The 14,072-nt window shown below is 72.8% G+C and carries 11 protein-coding genes and 1 pseudogene; 9 read left to right on the top strand and 3 right to left on the bottom strand.

What is annotated here, in order from left to right; all coding sequences use genetic code 11:
• The first annotated feature begins 12 nt into the window (after positions 1-12).
• The 3 genes from O7609_RS14595 (at position 13) to O7609_RS14585 (ending at position 4,256) form a co-directional block, all read left to right on the top strand.
• Positions 13-2,607 carry a LuxR C-terminal-related transcriptional regulator gene (locus O7609_RS14595; protein ID WP_269736518.1) on the top strand — a complete coding sequence of 865 codons (2,595 nt, stop codon included), beginning with the start codon at positions 13-15 and terminating at the stop codon, positions 2,605-2,607.
• 242 nt (positions 2,608-2,849) lie between these two features.
• A complete protein-coding gene (locus tag O7609_RS14590) occupies positions 2,850-3,551 on the top strand; it encodes a hypothetical protein (protein ID WP_269736519.1) in 702 nt (233 codons plus the stop codon).
• Positions 3,552-3,773: 222 nt separating this feature from the next.
• Positions 3,774-4,256, top strand: a complete 483-nt coding sequence (locus O7609_RS14585; protein WP_269736520.1) for a hypothetical protein — start codon at positions 3,774-3,776, stop codon at positions 4,254-4,256.
• A 213-nt stretch (positions 4,257-4,469) separates the two neighbouring features.
• Here the strand turns inward: O7609_RS14585 and O7609_RS14580 are convergent, their stop codons facing one another.
• The 3 genes and pseudogenes from O7609_RS14580 to O7609_RS14570 form a co-directional block, all read right to left on the bottom strand.
• Complete coding sequence (locus tag O7609_RS14580) at positions 4,470-5,615, bottom strand: RNA polymerase sigma factor (RefSeq protein ID WP_269737252.1); 1,146 nt, start codon at positions 5,613-5,615, stop codon at positions 4,470-4,472.
• 8 nt (positions 5,616-5,623) lie between these two features.
• A complete protein-coding gene (locus tag O7609_RS14575; RefSeq protein ID WP_269737253.1) occupies positions 5,624-6,031 on the bottom strand; it encodes a YciI family protein in 408 nt (135 codons plus the stop codon).
• A 204-nt stretch (positions 6,032-6,235) separates the two neighbouring features.
• Positions 6,236-7,020 (bottom strand): annotated as a pseudogene (locus O7609_RS14570) (aminoglycoside phosphotransferase family protein); the annotation flags it as partial.
• A gap of 7 nt (positions 7,021-7,027) precedes the next feature.
• On the opposite strand from O7609_RS14570, the gene O7609_RS14565 reads away from it, so the two are divergent.
• The 6 genes from O7609_RS14565 to O7609_RS14540 all read left to right on the top strand — a co-directional run bounded on the left by O7609_RS14565 (position 7,028) and on the right by O7609_RS14540 (position 13,908).
• Positions 7,028-7,321 carry a hypothetical protein gene (locus O7609_RS14565; RefSeq protein WP_269736522.1) on the top strand — a complete coding sequence of 98 codons (294 nt, stop codon included), beginning with the start codon at positions 7,028-7,030 and terminating at the stop codon, positions 7,319-7,321.
• Positions 7,322-7,499: 178 nt separating this feature from the next.
• Positions 7,500-8,708: a sensor histidine kinase gene (locus O7609_RS14560; RefSeq protein WP_269736523.1), complete on the top strand. Its 1,209-nt coding sequence runs from the start codon at positions 7,500-7,502 to the stop codon at positions 8,706-8,708.
• A 3-nt stretch (positions 8,709-8,711) separates the two neighbouring features.
• On the top strand, positions 8,712-9,977 hold the full coding sequence (locus tag O7609_RS14555) for a sensor histidine kinase (RefSeq protein ID WP_269736524.1): 1,266 nt from the start codon (positions 8,712-8,714) through the stop codon (positions 9,975-9,977).
• A gap of 71 nt (positions 9,978-10,048) precedes the next feature.
• Positions 10,049-10,720, top strand: coding sequence for a response regulator transcription factor (locus tag O7609_RS14550; RefSeq protein WP_332328082.1), 672 nt, complete (start codon positions 10,049-10,051; stop codon positions 10,718-10,720).
• A gap of 172 nt (positions 10,721-10,892) precedes the next feature.
• Entirely contained in the window at positions 10,893-12,818 is a 1,926-nt protein-coding gene (locus O7609_RS14545) for a 2-oxoacid:acceptor oxidoreductase subunit alpha (protein ID WP_269736525.1), read from the top strand.
• The gene (locus tag O7609_RS14540; RefSeq protein WP_269736526.1) at positions 12,811-13,908 is read left to right on the top strand and encodes a 2-oxoacid:ferredoxin oxidoreductase subunit beta; all 1,098 of its coding nucleotides are present in this window, start codon (positions 12,811-12,813) and stop codon (positions 13,906-13,908) included. The genes O7609_RS14545 and O7609_RS14540 overlap by 8 nt, the downstream gene beginning before the upstream one ends.
• Positions 13,909-14,072: the final 164 nt, after the last annotated feature.

Below are 14,072 nucleotides of genomic sequence, written 5' to 3'. Positions count from 1 at the left end.
TGGACGAGCTGCGTGAGATCAGCCCGTGGCTTCCCCGGGCCGACCGGCTGGAGCCCTCCGCCGGAGTGCTCGCCCCCCCTTCTGCCCGACCTCGCCCGCCGCCTTCCCGAGCCTCCTCGCGAGGGCGCCGGGCCGGGCGGGCAGCGCCACCGCCTCGCGGCTGGGGTGCGCACCCTGCTGGAGGCGGTCGCTCCGGTGGCGCTGTTCGTGGAGGACCTGCACTGGGCGGACGACGCCACCCGGGAACTGCTCCTGCTGCTCGCCCGTGACGTGCCGCGGGACACCGCACTCGTGTTCAGCTACCGCGCCGAGGAACTCCCCGGCGGCCGACCGGTACTGGGCGTGCCCTACCGCCACCCGGCAGGCACCGCCGGGGCCGAAGTGGTCCTCGGGCCGCTGGGCGAGGCCGCGCTGAGGAAGCTGGCCCGTGACAGCCTCGACCGCGAGCCGTCCGCCGCGCTGGTGAACACCCTGTTGGAACGCAGTGCGGGCCTTCCGCTCATCATCGAGGAGGACCTGATCGCGCTGGGCGGAACGTCCGATGCCACCACCCTGCGGGTGCCGCGGAGTCTGCACGAGGTGATGGCACAGCGCACCGGCGCCCTCTCCCCCGACGGGCTCGCGCTGGCCGGGGCAGCGGCGGTGCTCGGGCGTCCCGCCGACGAGGAACTGCTGTGCCGGGCCGCCGGACTCGACGACGAGCGGGGCGGGGACGCCCTGCTGGAGACACTGCGGGCCTCCGTGCTGCGCCAGAAGGGCCCGGACAGCTACGGATTCGCCCACAGTCTGGCGCAGGAGGCCGTGTACGAGGCGCTGCCCGGCCCGGTCCGCAACCGGCACCACCGCCGGGTGCGGACCGTCCTGCAGACGCAGGATCCGCCCCCGCTGGTGCAGATCGCCCACCACACACGCGCGCTGGGCGATCAGCATGCGTGGCTTCCACAGGCCCAGGCCGCCGCCGAGCAGGCGATGGAGGTCGGAGACGACGGAACCGCGGCCGCCCTGCTCCGCGACATCATCAAGTTCCCCGGTCTGCCCTCCGAACAACTCGGCAAGGCCGCCCTCGCCTTCGCCGTGGTCACCCGGAACGGAATCGAGCACACCGAGACGGTGGCCACGCTGCGGCGGATCGTCCTGCTGCCGGGGCTGCCGGTCCCGGTCCGCGGCAAGATCCGTTCCTACCTGGGAGGGATGCTGGCCAACCAGGCCCACGCCCAGGTGGCCGGCGAGGAGGAACTCCTGACCGCGCTGTCCGAAGTGGGAGACGCCGACCCGGGGACCGCGGCCCGGATCCTGGCCTCGCTCGGAGCGTCGGAATCGGGTCGCTTCTCCTCCGCGGAACAGCGGGCCATGATCGAGCGGGGCCGCGCGCTGGCCGCGGCCAGCGGGGAGGACGAGGCGCGCGACGCCCTGGAGGTCTGCTACCACATCCTGCTGTCCGTCCAGGGCGACCCGTCGCTCCCGGGCCGGCTGGCGGCGCTGCCGCGCGAGGGCAGCGACCGGATCAACCAGCGGGCGGTCGTGATGATCCTCGCCAACAGTGCCGAGGCGGCCCTGTGCCTGCGTCAGGACGACCGGGCCGCCGCGCTGGTCGCCGAGGTCCTCGCCCTGGCACCGGAGGCGCACATCCCCTTCCTGACCGCCTACGCGCACTCCTACCGGATCCTCCTGGACTGGCAGGCGGGGCGCTGGCAGGAGTGGGAACGCGGCCTCGCGGAATGCCGCGCCCGCTATACGGAGACACCGGTGTGGGACTACGGCCTGGTGGCGACCGCCCACGGCCTGACCGCCGCCGCATGCGGTCGTACCGCCGAAGCCGAGGCCGACTTCGACCGCGCGCTCGCCCGGGACGGCGTCAGTGTGCTCACGCTCGGAGCCGCCGCCGGAGCGGCCCGCATATCCCTGGCCCGGCACGGCCCCGAGGCCGCCTGGGCCTCCCTGTCCCATCCGCTCGACCATCTCGCCTTCCTGCGGCGCAACGAGGTCTGGACCTACGCATGGGACCTGGTGCCCACCGCCGTCGAGGTCCTCCTGGCCCTGGGTGAGCAGCGGCGGGCACGGGACCTGGCAGACGAACAGGCGGCCGGCATCGAGGGCAGGGACGCCCCCGGTGCACGCGCCGAGCAGCATCTGTGCCGCGGCTTGTTGCTGCGCACCGAGGACCCCGACGGGGCGTTGGCCGCTTTCGACCGCGCCGCCGCCCTCTGGCACACCATCGGCCGCCGCCCCTACCGATCCGCCCTCGCCGCCGAACTCGCCGCCCTCACCCGTTCCGACCCCGGCGACGCCTCCGGCCGCCTCGCCGGTCCCGTCGCCGTGTTCGACCGTCTCGGCGCCACCTCGGACGCCGCCCGCTGCCACCACCACCTGCGCGGTTTCGGAACGGGCCGCCCGGCGGCGCTCGCCGGGCCCGGCCGCGCCGGCTACGGCGAGCGGCTCTCGCCGCGGGAGGAACAGGTCCGCGACCTCCTCACCCGGGGCGCCACCAACAAGGACATCGCCATGGCCCTGTTCCTCTCGCTCCGCACGGTCGAGCACCATGTCGCCCGCACCCTGCGCAAGCTCGGTACGACCCGCGCGGAACTCGGCCGCCGGGGCCCGAACTGACCTCGGCCCGCCAGGCTCGCTCCTTGGCCCCCGACAGCCCGAGACCGTCCGGAAGCGGAGGACGGAGTCAACCGCACGGCCTTCCGCGACCCGGCACGCTCCCGAGCAAGCCGTCGCGGGGGGCTAACCGGAGCTTCGAGCTGACGTCGAACCCGCATCACGGCGACCGGCGCCCCGCCCCGGCCCGTGGAGCCCACCGGCCTCGTGGCCGTTCGGTGACCCCGAGCTGGGAGGATCCCGGCATGGCGACAGGGGAGAACGTTCAGGCGAAGCGCCGCATCATCCGTACCGGGACAGCCGTGGCGGCGCTGGCGGCCGTGGCCACTGCCGGGTGGTACGGCTTCCTGCGAGGTGACGCCTCACTGGCCGAGCTCTCCGGAACCGACCGGGTGGACACGGCCAGCCACAACGGGAAGGCGGAGGCCCGGGACCGCCTGGAGAAGCTCGTCGACGCCCTGCCGGGGGCTCCGAGGCGGTTCGACGACGCGGCGTCGGACCACTGCCTCCGCCACGTCCCCTTCGAGGGCGAACCCGCGGGCCCGATGACCTGTCAGTGGCGCCTGGAGCAGTACGTCGTCCTCGACGACGACCTGCGTACCGCGGGCGACGCGTGGGACACGATGCTCGGCGACCAGGGGTGGACCGGCGAGTACTCGGGGTTCCCGTCCAGCGCCGGAACCTCCGAACGATTCGGGTACCACCACCCCCGGACCCGCGACCGTCTCGTCGTCACCCTGGTTCAGGACGGCGGCGAGCTCCATTTCCTGAACGACTTCCCCTCCCTCGAACCCTTCGAGAAGCACGAACGAGAGGGCCGGGAGTTCTCGGGACACCTGACGGCGAAGCGGGCGCTGGCGGAAGGGCGGCGAGTCGCCAGAGTCTCGCTCTTCCACGCCTACTACGGCGAGACGGGCGGCCCGCCCCCGGAACCGTCGTACGCGTGAGCTCTGCTCCTCGGGCTGGGACGCGCGCACCGCGGGGTCGCCCGGCGGCGACATCGTGCCGCACACGGCACACCAACAGCCCCTTCCGTCAGAGGAGTCAGGCACAGCGCGGCCGGGAGTGCGCGAAGGATTGACGCCTGTCGTACGCACACTTACTTTCGAGTCAGTTACCGGCCGGTAGATCAACTCGACGCTGCGCAACTCGCGGAAAGGCGGGCGCACATGTCTCGTATCTCACCCAAGGTCATCGGCGTGCTGGTGAGCGCGCTGGCCGTCACCGGACTGGCGACCGGTCCGGCCAACGCGGCCCAGGGGGCCGTCGACGGAACCATCACCGCCGAGGGCCAGGCCTGCAGCTGGACCGACGGCGTCACCAGCGACACCTCCCCCAACACCCTGACGGTCGACAACGACACCATCAACCAGCCCGGCGGCAACCTGAGCTGCGCGGGCGACACCACCGCGGTGCTGAACAACGACCCGACCGTGACGTTCGACGACACGAACGGCACGGCCACCGTCGACCTGCTGGACGTCTCCGTCACGATGCTCGGCGTGACCTGCCGATACCAGGCGTCGGACGTCTCGGCGCAGCGCGACGGCGACACCCGCACCTACACGGCCACCGCCGACATCCCGCTCTACCAGGGCGGCTGGCTCTGCCCCGACCCGGCGTCGGTGAACGCCACCTTCAGCTTCCGCTGAGGCTGACGCGCGGAAGGCCCGCGCCCGCCGTGTCCCCTCTCCACCACGGCGAGGGGACACGGCCGGGCGGGGGTCGCCTGTTGGACCCACGCGGGGGCGCGCCGCGCGGCCTGCGCGCGGCCACGCCCGGCGCGCCGCCGCCACCGACCCGGGCACCTGTGCCGGGACGACATCCGCACGCTCCTGGCCGGCCCCGGGCATGAACGCGGTCCGTCAGCCGTCCCGGCGTGCGTTGAGCCGGGCGGCCTGGCGGGTGAGGTGGTCACGCTCGGCGAGGTTGGACGCCTTCCGCGCGGCCTCGGCGTACAGGCGTGCCGCCGTGGCGAGGTCGCCGTCGCGCTCGTGGAGGTAGGCCGAGGCGGCGGCGTGGCGGGGCAGGGAGTCGTCGAGCGCCGAGAGCGCGGCCAGCCCGGCGCGCGGCCCGTCGGCCTCGCCGACCGCCACGGCGCGGTTGAGCCGGACGACGGGGCTGTCGGTCAGGCGGGCGAGCTCGTCGTACCACTCGACGATCTGCACCCAGTCGGTCTCGCCGGCGGTCCGCGCGTCCGCGTGGAGCGCCGCGATGGCGGCCTGGGCCTGGAACCCGCCCAGCCGGTCCCGGGCGAGGGCGGCTTGCAGGATCTCGATGCCCTCGGCGATCAGCCGGGTGTCCCACCGGGCACGGTCCTGCTCGGCGAGCGGCACCAGGCTGCCGTCGGGCGCGGTCCGGCTGGGGCGCCGGGCGTGGTGGAGCAGCATGAGGGCGAGCAGCCCCGCCACCTCGGGGTGGTCGACGACGGCGTAGAGCTGCCGGGTGAGCCGTATGGCCTCGGCGGCGAGGTCGACGTCACCGGAGTAGCCCTCGTTGAACACCAGGTAGAGGACGCGCAGCACGGTGGCGACGTCGCCGGGCTCGTCGAACCGCACCCGGGAGACGGTGCGCTTGGCCCGGCTGATGCGCTGCGCCATCGTCGCCTCGGGCACCAGATAGGCCCGGGCGATCTGGCGCGTCGTGAGCCCGCCGACGGCGCGCAGCGTGAGCGCCACCGCCGAGGACGGCGTCAGCGACGGGTGGGCGCACAGGAAGTAGAGCTGGAGCGTGTCGTCCACGTCGGACGCGGGCCTGGGGGCCGGCTCCTCGTCGGTGAGGTCCTCACGGCGGCGGCGGGCGGCGTCCGCCCGCGTCGCGTCGAGGAACCGGCGCCAGGCGACGGTGACCAGCCAGCCCTTCGGGTCCCGCGGCGCCCCCTCCGGCCAGACGCGGACGGCCTCGACCAGCGCGTCCTGGACGGCGTCCTCGGCCGCCGCGAAGTCGGCTCCGCGGCGGACGAGGATCGCGAGCACGCTCGGGGTGAGGCCGCGGAGCAGTGCCTCGTCCATGAGTGAGGTCACTCCGTGATCGTGGGCGGCGCGGCCAGGAACGGGCGCACCTCCAGCCACTCGTGGATCGGCTTCCCGCCCGCGCCCGGGGCCGCCGACAGCTCCCCGGCCAGCTCCACGGCGCGCTCGTAGCTGTCGACGTCGATGATCATCCAGCCGGCGATCAGGTCCTTGGTCTCGGCGAACGGCCCGTCGGTCACAGCCGGCCGCCCCTCGCCGCCGTACTGGACCCAGGCTCCCTCGGGGGCGAGCGCCTCACCGCCGACGTACTCGCCGGTCTCCGTCAGGCGGTCCGCGAAGTCCTTCATGTACTGCACGTGCGCCGAGACCTCCTCCGGCGTCCACTGGTCCATGGGCACGTCGTTGACCGGGGCCGGAGCGCCGCGGTAGTGCTTCAGCAGCAGGTACTTGGCCATGATGTTCTCCTCGGTGCTGGTGCGGCCCATTGTGGTCGCGCTCACCCCTGGGACGGAGCGGGCCACGGGGTTTCGACATCACCGGCCAAGATTTTTCCGGGCTTTTCCGACGAGCCGCCCGGCCCGGGGCTCCCGCCTGCGCGGACCGGAGCAGCACCCTGAACGGTCCGACCGCCGCCCACCTGCGGAATCGGGCAGGCAGGTGGCCGCGGCCCAGGTCGCGTCGTCGAGGCCGAGGGCGTTCCAGTAGGCGTGACGTGCCTCGGGCGGCAGTCCCACACGGTGGCGTGCTCGGCGTCGGGGAAGCCGACGGAGAGGGCACCGAAGTCGATGACGGCGTGCAGCCCGCCGTCCCGGACGAGGTGGTTGGTGGGCTTGAGGTCGCCGTGGAGCCACACGTGCGGCGCGGCGGGGTCGGGCAGGGCGAGCCCGGCCCGCCACAGTCGCTCCAGCGTGTCGACGTCGAACTCCGCGCCCTCGGCCGCCCGGCAGTCCGCGAACGACGCGCTGACCGGCTCGTCGCACGGCCGCAGGCTGCCGCCGCGGTACCAGCTCAGGTCGTCACCGCGCGTGGCGCCCATGAGGTCGACGGCGTGGAGTTCCCGCACCGTGGCCGCGAGGTCGGCCCCGAAGGCCGCCCAGTCGGAGACGGTGTCCGGCCCGGCCTCCTCGCCGTCGATCCAGCGGTAGTCGGACCAGGCGACGGGGAAGGCGTCGGTGGGCGTACCGGCGTGGACGGGCTCGGGGACGGCACGGGTGAGGCGGGGCGCCAGCCGGGGCAGCCACCGCCGCTCCTTGCCCACGGAGCGCCCGTTGCCGGGCGTGCGGGGAAGCCGGACCAGCAGGTCGTCGCCGAGCCGGTACAGGGTGTTGTCGGTCCCGGAGCCTGCGGGGGCCAGCGGCAGTTGAGCCCACTCGGGGCGCTGGGCCGCCAGCAGCGCCCCGACGAGCGCCTCGTCGACCGCGATCTCGTTCTGGTGAAGCGTCACGCGCGAAGTGTCCCCACGAAGGATCACGGGAAGCCACCGACTTTCCTTCGGCGGGGCCGCCGCGCTGCTGGTCGCCCGGAGCCGCACGCGGCGGTTTCCCCTGTACTGGTGGTCCGCCGTCGGGCCGCTGCTGGCGGCGGGTGTCGTCGCGGCGCTCGGGCACCGGGTCATGACGGCCGGTACCGTCGGGGCCGACATCGGCGCCGGGCTGGTGGCGGTCCTCGGTACGACGCTCGTCCTGGTGCTGCTCGGGGTAGGGCTGGGGCGCGGGCTGTACCTGCTGCTCAGGCCGCCCCGGTAACGGCGTCCCCTCGGGCCCCGGGTGCCCCTCCGCGGCGCCCGCCCGGGACCGGCGCCCCGGGCCCGGCTGACGGCGGGCGGCACGGCAGGCGATGCGGCGGGCGGTAGGGAAAACCCCACCGCGGCTCACTGAGGAACCCCATGGCGGCTGGTCAGCGGGGGCAGGCAGGCTTGGGGCCATGAGCCTGAGTCCCGACGCCACGGTGCAGAACGACGCCGGGCGCGCCCTGCCGCCGCCGCGTGCGCCGCTGAGCGCGCAGACGTGGCGGGAGATCGCCCATCTGCTGCTCAACCTCCCGGTGGACGTCGTCGCCTTCGTCTACGTGTCGGTGTGGCTGTACGCCGGGGTGCCGCTGACGATCACGGTGATCGGGCTGCCCCTGCTGGCGGTCGGGCTGCTGGGCTGCCGGCAGCTGGGGAAGCTGGAGCGGGCGCGGGCCAGGCTGCTGCTCGACGTCCACGTGCCGGAGCCGACACCGCTGCGGCCGCGCACCCACGGGGGCTTCGGCCCGTGGCTGTGGGCGACGCTCAAGGACCCGGTGGGCTGGCGGCACGCCCTGTACGCCACGATCCGGCTGCCGTGGGGGGTGGCGACGTTCACGATCGTCCTCACCGCGCTGTTCGTGGGCTGGCCGGTACTGCCGTGGCTGACGCGCGGGCTGTCGAACGTGGACCGGGCGCTGGTGCGGGTGCTGCTGGCGCCGTCGGACGAGCTGGAGCGGCGCATCACGGAGCTGGAGCGGGGCCGGGCGGTGGTGACGGACACCGCGAGCGCGGACCTGCGCCGCATCGAGCGGGACCTGCACGACGGCGCCCAGGCCCGCCTGGTCGCCCTCGCCATGGACCTCGGCCTCGCCAAGGAAAAACTCGACCACGACCCCGAAACCGCCGCCCGCATGGTCGACGAAGCCCACGGCGAAGTGAAACTCGCCCTCCAGGAACTCCGCGACCTCGCCCGCGGCATCCACCCCGCCATCCTCACCGACCGCGGACTCGGCCCCGCCATGGCCACCCTCACCTCCCGCTGCACCGTCCCCACCACCCACCACACCGACCTCCCCCACCGCCCCGCACCCGCCATCGAATCCATCGCCTACTTCACCATCAGCGAACTCCTCCAGAACATCTCCAAACACAGCCACGCCACCCAAGCCCACGTCGAAATCTGGCGCACCGACAACCGCCTCCTCCTCCAGACCACCGACAACGGACACGGCGGCGCCACCACCACCCACGGCACCGGCCTCACCGGCCTCACCGAACGCCTCCACTCCGTCGACGGACTCCTCCACATCCACTCCCCCCACGGCGGACCCACCACCATCACCGCAGAACTCCCCTGGCGGGACGCCGAACCCGGCCGCCGCCCGGGGTCGTCGGAAGGCTGACCCATGCAGTTCCTGCGCGCCCCCTTCTCCGCCCGCGCCTGGCGGGAGTTCGGCTACGTCCTGACGAGCCTGCCCGTGGCCGTCCTGCTCTTCTCGGCCCTCGTCACGCTGGTGGCCGCGAGCGCGGGGCTGCTGGTGACGTTCGTCGGCATCCCGCTGCTCGCGGTGACGCTGCTCATCGCCCGGGGCTTCGGGGCCCTGGAGCGGACCCGGGCCCGGCTGCTGCTGGACCTGGACGTGCCGGCGCCCGAGCCGATCAGGCCGGCGCACGGCCGGAGCGGGCTGACGGCGAGGACCGTGGCCGTGCTCAAGAGCGGCTCGTCGTGGCGGCACGTGCTGTACGGACTGGTGCAGTTCCCGTGGGCCGTGTTCGCGTTCTGCGCCGGGCTGACGGTGTGGTCCTGCGGCTGGGGCATGGTGACGTACCCGCTGTGGGCGTGGTCGCTGCCGGACGAGGGGGCGCAGCTCGGCGAGAACGCCGACGGCGACCCGGTCTACGTGGACAGCCCCCCGGAGTACGCGGCCGTGTGTGCGCTCGGGGTGCTGATCGTCCTGCTGCTGCCCTGGTGGCTGCGGGCGCTCACGGCCGTCGACCGGCAGCTGGTGAGCGGGCTGCTGGGGCCGTCCCGGCTCGCGGAGCGGGTGTGGGCCCTGGAGGAGAACCGGGCGGTGGTGACGGACACCGCGAGCGCGGACCTGCGCCGCATCGAGCGGGACCTGCACGACGGCGCCCAGGCCCGCCTGGTCGCCCTCGCCATGGACCTCGGCCTCGCCAAGGAAAAACTCGACCACGACCCCGAAACCGCCGCCCGCATGGTCGACGAAGCCCACGGCGAAGTGAAACTCGCCCTCCAGGAACTCCGCGACCTCGCCCGCGGCATCCACCCCGCCATCCTCACCGACCGCGGACTCGGCCCCGCCATGGCCACCCTCACCTCCCGCTGCACCGTCCCCACCACCCACCACACCGACCTCCCCCACCGCCCCGCACCCGCCATCGAATCCATCGCCTACTTCACCATCAGCGAACTCCTCCAGAACATCTCCAAACACAGCCACGCCACCCAAGCCCACGTCGAAATCTGGCGCACCGACAACCGCCTCCTCCTCCAGACCACCGACAACGGACACGGCGGCGCCACCACCACCCACGGCACCGGCCTCACCGGCCTCACCGAACGCCTCCACTCCGTCGACGGACTCCTCCACATCCACTCCCCCCACGGCGGACCCACCACCATCACCGCAGAACTCCCCTGGCGGGAGTAGCCGGGGGGCGGTCGCCGTTCTGGGATGCTGGGGGCGTTCACACGGGACGGCAGGCTGGGGGCAGGGAGACGATGGAGAACGGCGTGCGGGTGGTCATCGCCGAGGACTCGGTGCTGCTGCGGGAGGGGCTGACGCGGCTGCTGACCGACCGGGGCCACGAGGTCGTCGCGGGCGTGGGGGACGGCCGGGAGCTGCTGGAGACGGTGCGGGGGCTGGCCGGGTCCGGGGAGCTGCCGGACGTGGTGGTGGCGGACGTGCGGATGCCGCCGACGCACACCGACGAGGGGCTGCGGGCGTCGGTGGAGCTGCGCGAGGAGTTCCCCGGGCTGGGCGTACTGGTGCTGTCCCAGTACGTGGAGGAGCAGTACGCGACGGAGCTGCTGGCGGGCTCGACGCGCGGGGTGGGCTATCTGCTGAAGGACCGGGTGGCCGAGGTGCGGGAGTTCGTGGACGCCGTCGGGCGGGTGGCGGACGGCGGCACGGCGCTGGACCCGGAGGTGGTGGCGCAGCTGCTGGGGCGCAGCCGCAAGCAGGACGTCCTGGCGGGGCTGACGCCCCGGGAGCGGGAGGTGCTGGGGCTGATGGCGGAGGGTCGCACGAACGGCGCCATCGCGCGGCAGCTCGTGGTGAGCGACGGGGCGGTGGAGAAGCACGTCAGCAACATCTTCATGAAGCTGGGCCTGGCCCAGAGTGACGGAGATCACCGCAGGGTTCTCGCGGTGCTGACGTATCTGCGTTCCTAGCCTCGGCTCACTGTTAAGCCAGGCTCAATCCTCCCCGGTCAAGCTGGGAGACGGGAGAGGGAAGCCTTTCGGGACGTTGGCAGTTCCTTGTCATATCGGTTGGGCATCTCGTCTCAACAGCTGGTCCACCATATGATCAGCCTCAGGAAGGCAAGCCTTACACGCACGTACGATGGACGGTGAGCCGCCGGTCCGAGGGAGGTCCTTGCACGTGACCAGTCAGGTCAGCAACGAGAGCGCCAAGGAAGTGAGGCGTCTTGACCGGGTGATCATCCGGTTCGCGGGGGACTCCGGTGACGGCATGCAGCTCACGGGAGATCGTTTCACCTCGGAGACGGCCTCGTTCGGAAACGACCTGTCGACGCTGCCGAACTTCCCGGCCGAGATCCGCGCCCCCGCAGGAACGCTGCCCGGTGTCTCCTCCTTCCAACTCCACTTCGCCGACCACGACATCCTCACCCCGGGTGACGCGCCGAACGTGCTCGTCGCGATGAACCCGGCGGCACTCAGGGCCAATGTCGCGGATCTGCCGCGGGGCGCCGAAATCATCGTCAACACCGACGAGTTCACCAAGCGGGCGATGCAGAAGGTGGGCTACGAGAACAGCCCGCTGGAGGACGGCTCGCTGGACGGCTACTCCGTCCACCCCGTGCCGCTGACGACGCTGACGGTGGAGGCGCTCAAGGGCTTCGACCTCGGCCGCAAGGAGGCCGGGCGGTCGAAGAACATGTTCGCCCTCGGGCTGCTGTCGTGGATGTACCACCGGCCCACCGAGGGCACGGAGCGGTTCCTGCGCAAGAAGTTCGCCAAGAAGCCCGAGATCGCGGAAGCGAACGTGACGGCGTTCCGCGCGGGCTGGAACTTCGGGGAAACGACGGAGGACTTCGCGGTCTCCTACGAGGTGGCCCCGGCCTCCCAGGCCTTCCCGGCCGGGACGTACCGGAACATCTCGGGCAACCTGGCCCTGTCCTACGGGCTGATCGCCGCGTCCCAGCAGGCGGACCTGCCGCTCTACCTCGGCTCCTACCCGATCACCCCGGCCTCGGACATCCTGCACGAGCTGAGCAAGCACAAGAACTTCGGCGTGCGCACCTTCCAGGCGGAGGACGAGATCGCCGGCATCGGCGCCGCACTGGGCGCCGCGTTCGGCGGTGCCCTCGCGGTGACGACGACCTCGGGTCCGGGGGTGGCGCTGAAGTCGGAGACGATCGGGCTCGCGGTCTCGCTGGAACTGCCGCTGCTGATCGTCGACATCCAGCGCGGCGGCCCCTCCACCGGCCTGCCCACCAAGACGGAGCAGGCCGACCTCCTGCAGGCCATGTACGGGCGCAACGGAGAGGCGCCGGTGCCGATCGTGGCCCCGGCCACGCCGGCCGACTGCTTCACGGCGGCGCTGGACGCGGCCCGCATCGCGCTGACGTACCGCACGCCGGTGTTCCTGCTCTCGGACGGGTACCTGGCCAACGGCTCGGAGCCGTGGCGCATCCCGGAGCAGGACGAGCTGCCCGACCTGCGGACCCAGTTCGCCACGACGGCGAACCACACGCTGGACGACGGCACCGAGGTGTTCTGGCCCTACAAGCGCGACGAGCGCACGCTGGCCCGCCCGTGGGCGGTGCCGGGCACGCCGGGCCTGGAGCACCGCATCGGCGGTATCGAGAAGCAGGACGGCTCGGGCAACATCTCCTACGACCCGGCCAACCACGACCTGATGGTGCGCACCCGGCAGGCCAAGGTCGACGGCGTCGAGGTGCCCGACATCGAGGTGGACGACCCGCAGGGCGACGCCCGGGTCCTCATCCTCGGCTGGGGCTCCACCTACGGCCCGGTCACGGCGGCCGTGCGCCGGGTGCGGCGCGAGGGCGGTGCCGTCGCGCAGGCCCACCTGCGGCACCTCAACCCGTTCCCCGGGAACCTCGGCCCCGTGCTCCGCCGGTACGACAAAGTGATCGTGCCGGAGATGAACATGGGCCAGCTCGCCATGCTCCTGCGCGCCACCTACCTCGTCGACGCGCAGTCGTACACGCAGGTCCGCGGCCTGCCCTTCAAGGCCGAGCAGCTCGCCACCGTCATCAAGGAGGCCATCGACCATGGCTGACGTACTCACGGAGGCCCAGGAGCGGGCGCCACGCGCGCTGGCCCTGGTGCCCACGGCCGACGCCAAGCAGACCGCCAAGGACTTCAAGTCCGACCAGGAGGTCCGCTGGTGCCCCGGCTGCGGTGACTACGCCGTCCTCTCCGCCGTCCAGGGTTTCCTTCCCCAGCTCGGGCTGGCGAAGGAGAACATCGTTTTCATCTCCGGCATCGGCTGCTCCTCCCGCTTCCCGTACTACATGAACACCTACGGGATGCACTCCATCCACGGCCGGGCGCCGTCGATCGCGACGGGGCTGGCCACCAGCCGCCGCGACCTGTCGGTCTGGGTCGTCACCGGCGACGGGGACGCACTCTCCATCGGCGGAAACCACCTCATCCACGCCCTGCGGCGCAACGTCAACCTGAAGATCCTGCTGTTCAACAACCGGATCTACGGCCTCACCAAGGGGCAGTACAGCCCGACCTCCGAGGCCGGGAAGATCACGAAGTCGACGCCGATGGGCTCGCTGGACGCGCCCTTCAACCCGGTGTCGCTGGCGCTGGGAGCCGAGGCCTCCTTCGTCGCCCGCACGGTCGACTCCGACCGCAAGCACCTCACCGAGGTCCTGCGGCAGGCCGCCGAGCACCCGGGCACGGCACTGGTGGAGATCTACCAGAACTGCAACATCTTCAACGACGGGGCCTTCGAGGCGCTCAAGGACAAGCAGCGGGCGCTGGAGGCGGTCATCCGGCTGGAGCACGGGCAGCCCGTCCGCTTCGGGGCCGCCGCCGAGGACGGGCTGGGTTCCAAGGGCGTCGTCCGCGACCCGGCCACCGGCGACCTGCGCGTGGTCGACGTCACCGAACACGGCACCGACGGCGTCCTCGTGCACGACGCCACGGCCGACTCGCCGACGACCGCGTTCGCGCTGTCCCGGCTGGCCGACCCGGACACCCTGCACCACACGCCCATCGGCGTCTTCCGCAACGTCCAGCGGCCGATCTACGACACGCTGATGGCCGAGCAGCTGGAGCAGGCGGTCGAGCGGAACGGCAAGGGGGACCTCTCGGCCCTGCTCGCCGGCAAGGACACCTGGACGGTCGTCGGCTGAGCCGCCCCCCGCCCGACCGTGGGCCCGCCCCCCGCCCCGGGGTGCGGGCCCACGGCGTTTCCGCCGTGGCGGTCCCGGACCCATCCGTCCCGCGACCACCTTCCGCGCCCGCAGGTCCCGCCCCCGGCTCCGGCCGATCACCCCGGCAGACCCCTTCGACACGC

Origin of the sequence: Streptomyces sp. WMMC1477, assembly GCF_027460245.1 — a bacterium.
Taxonomy (GTDB): domain Bacteria; phylum Actinomycetota; class Actinomycetes; order Streptomycetales; family Streptomycetaceae; genus Streptomyces.
Note: the sequence above shows the minus strand (reverse complement) of the source record. Positions and strands in the feature narration are given on the sequence as shown.

Bases quoted from the DNA above. Each gene is read 5' to 3' on its own strand.
- O7609_RS14590 (WP_269736519.1), top strand. From the start codon at position 2,850: ATGGCGACAGGGGAGAACGTTCAGGCGAAGCGCCGCATCATCCGTACC.
- O7609_RS14585 (WP_269736520.1), top strand. From the start codon at position 3,774: ATGTCTCGTATCTCACCCAAGGTCATCGGCGTGCTGGTGAGCGCGCTG.
- O7609_RS14580 (WP_269737252.1), bottom strand. From the start codon at position 5,615: ATGGACGAGGCACTGCTCCGCGGCCTCACCCCGAGCGTGCTCGCGATC.
- O7609_RS14575 (WP_269737253.1), bottom strand. From the start codon at position 6,031: ATGGCCAAGTACCTGCTGCTGAAGCACTACCGCGGCGCTCCGGCCCCG.
- O7609_RS14560 (WP_269736523.1), top strand. From the start codon at position 7,500: ATGAGCCTGAGTCCCGACGCCACGGTGCAGAACGACGCCGGGCGCGCC.
- O7609_RS14555 (WP_269736524.1), top strand. From the start codon at position 8,712: ATGCAGTTCCTGCGCGCCCCCTTCTCCGCCCGCGCCTGGCGGGAGTTC.
- O7609_RS14550 (WP_332328082.1), top strand. From the start codon at position 10,049: ATGGAGAACGGCGTGCGGGTGGTCATCGCCGAGGACTCGGTGCTGCTG.
- O7609_RS14545 (WP_269736525.1), top strand. From the start codon at position 10,893: ATGGACGGTGAGCCGCCGGTCCGAGGGAGGTCCTTGCACGTGACCAGT.
- O7609_RS14540 (WP_269736526.1), top strand. From the start codon at position 12,811: ATGGCTGACGTACTCACGGAGGCCCAGGAGCGGGCGCCACGCGCGCTG.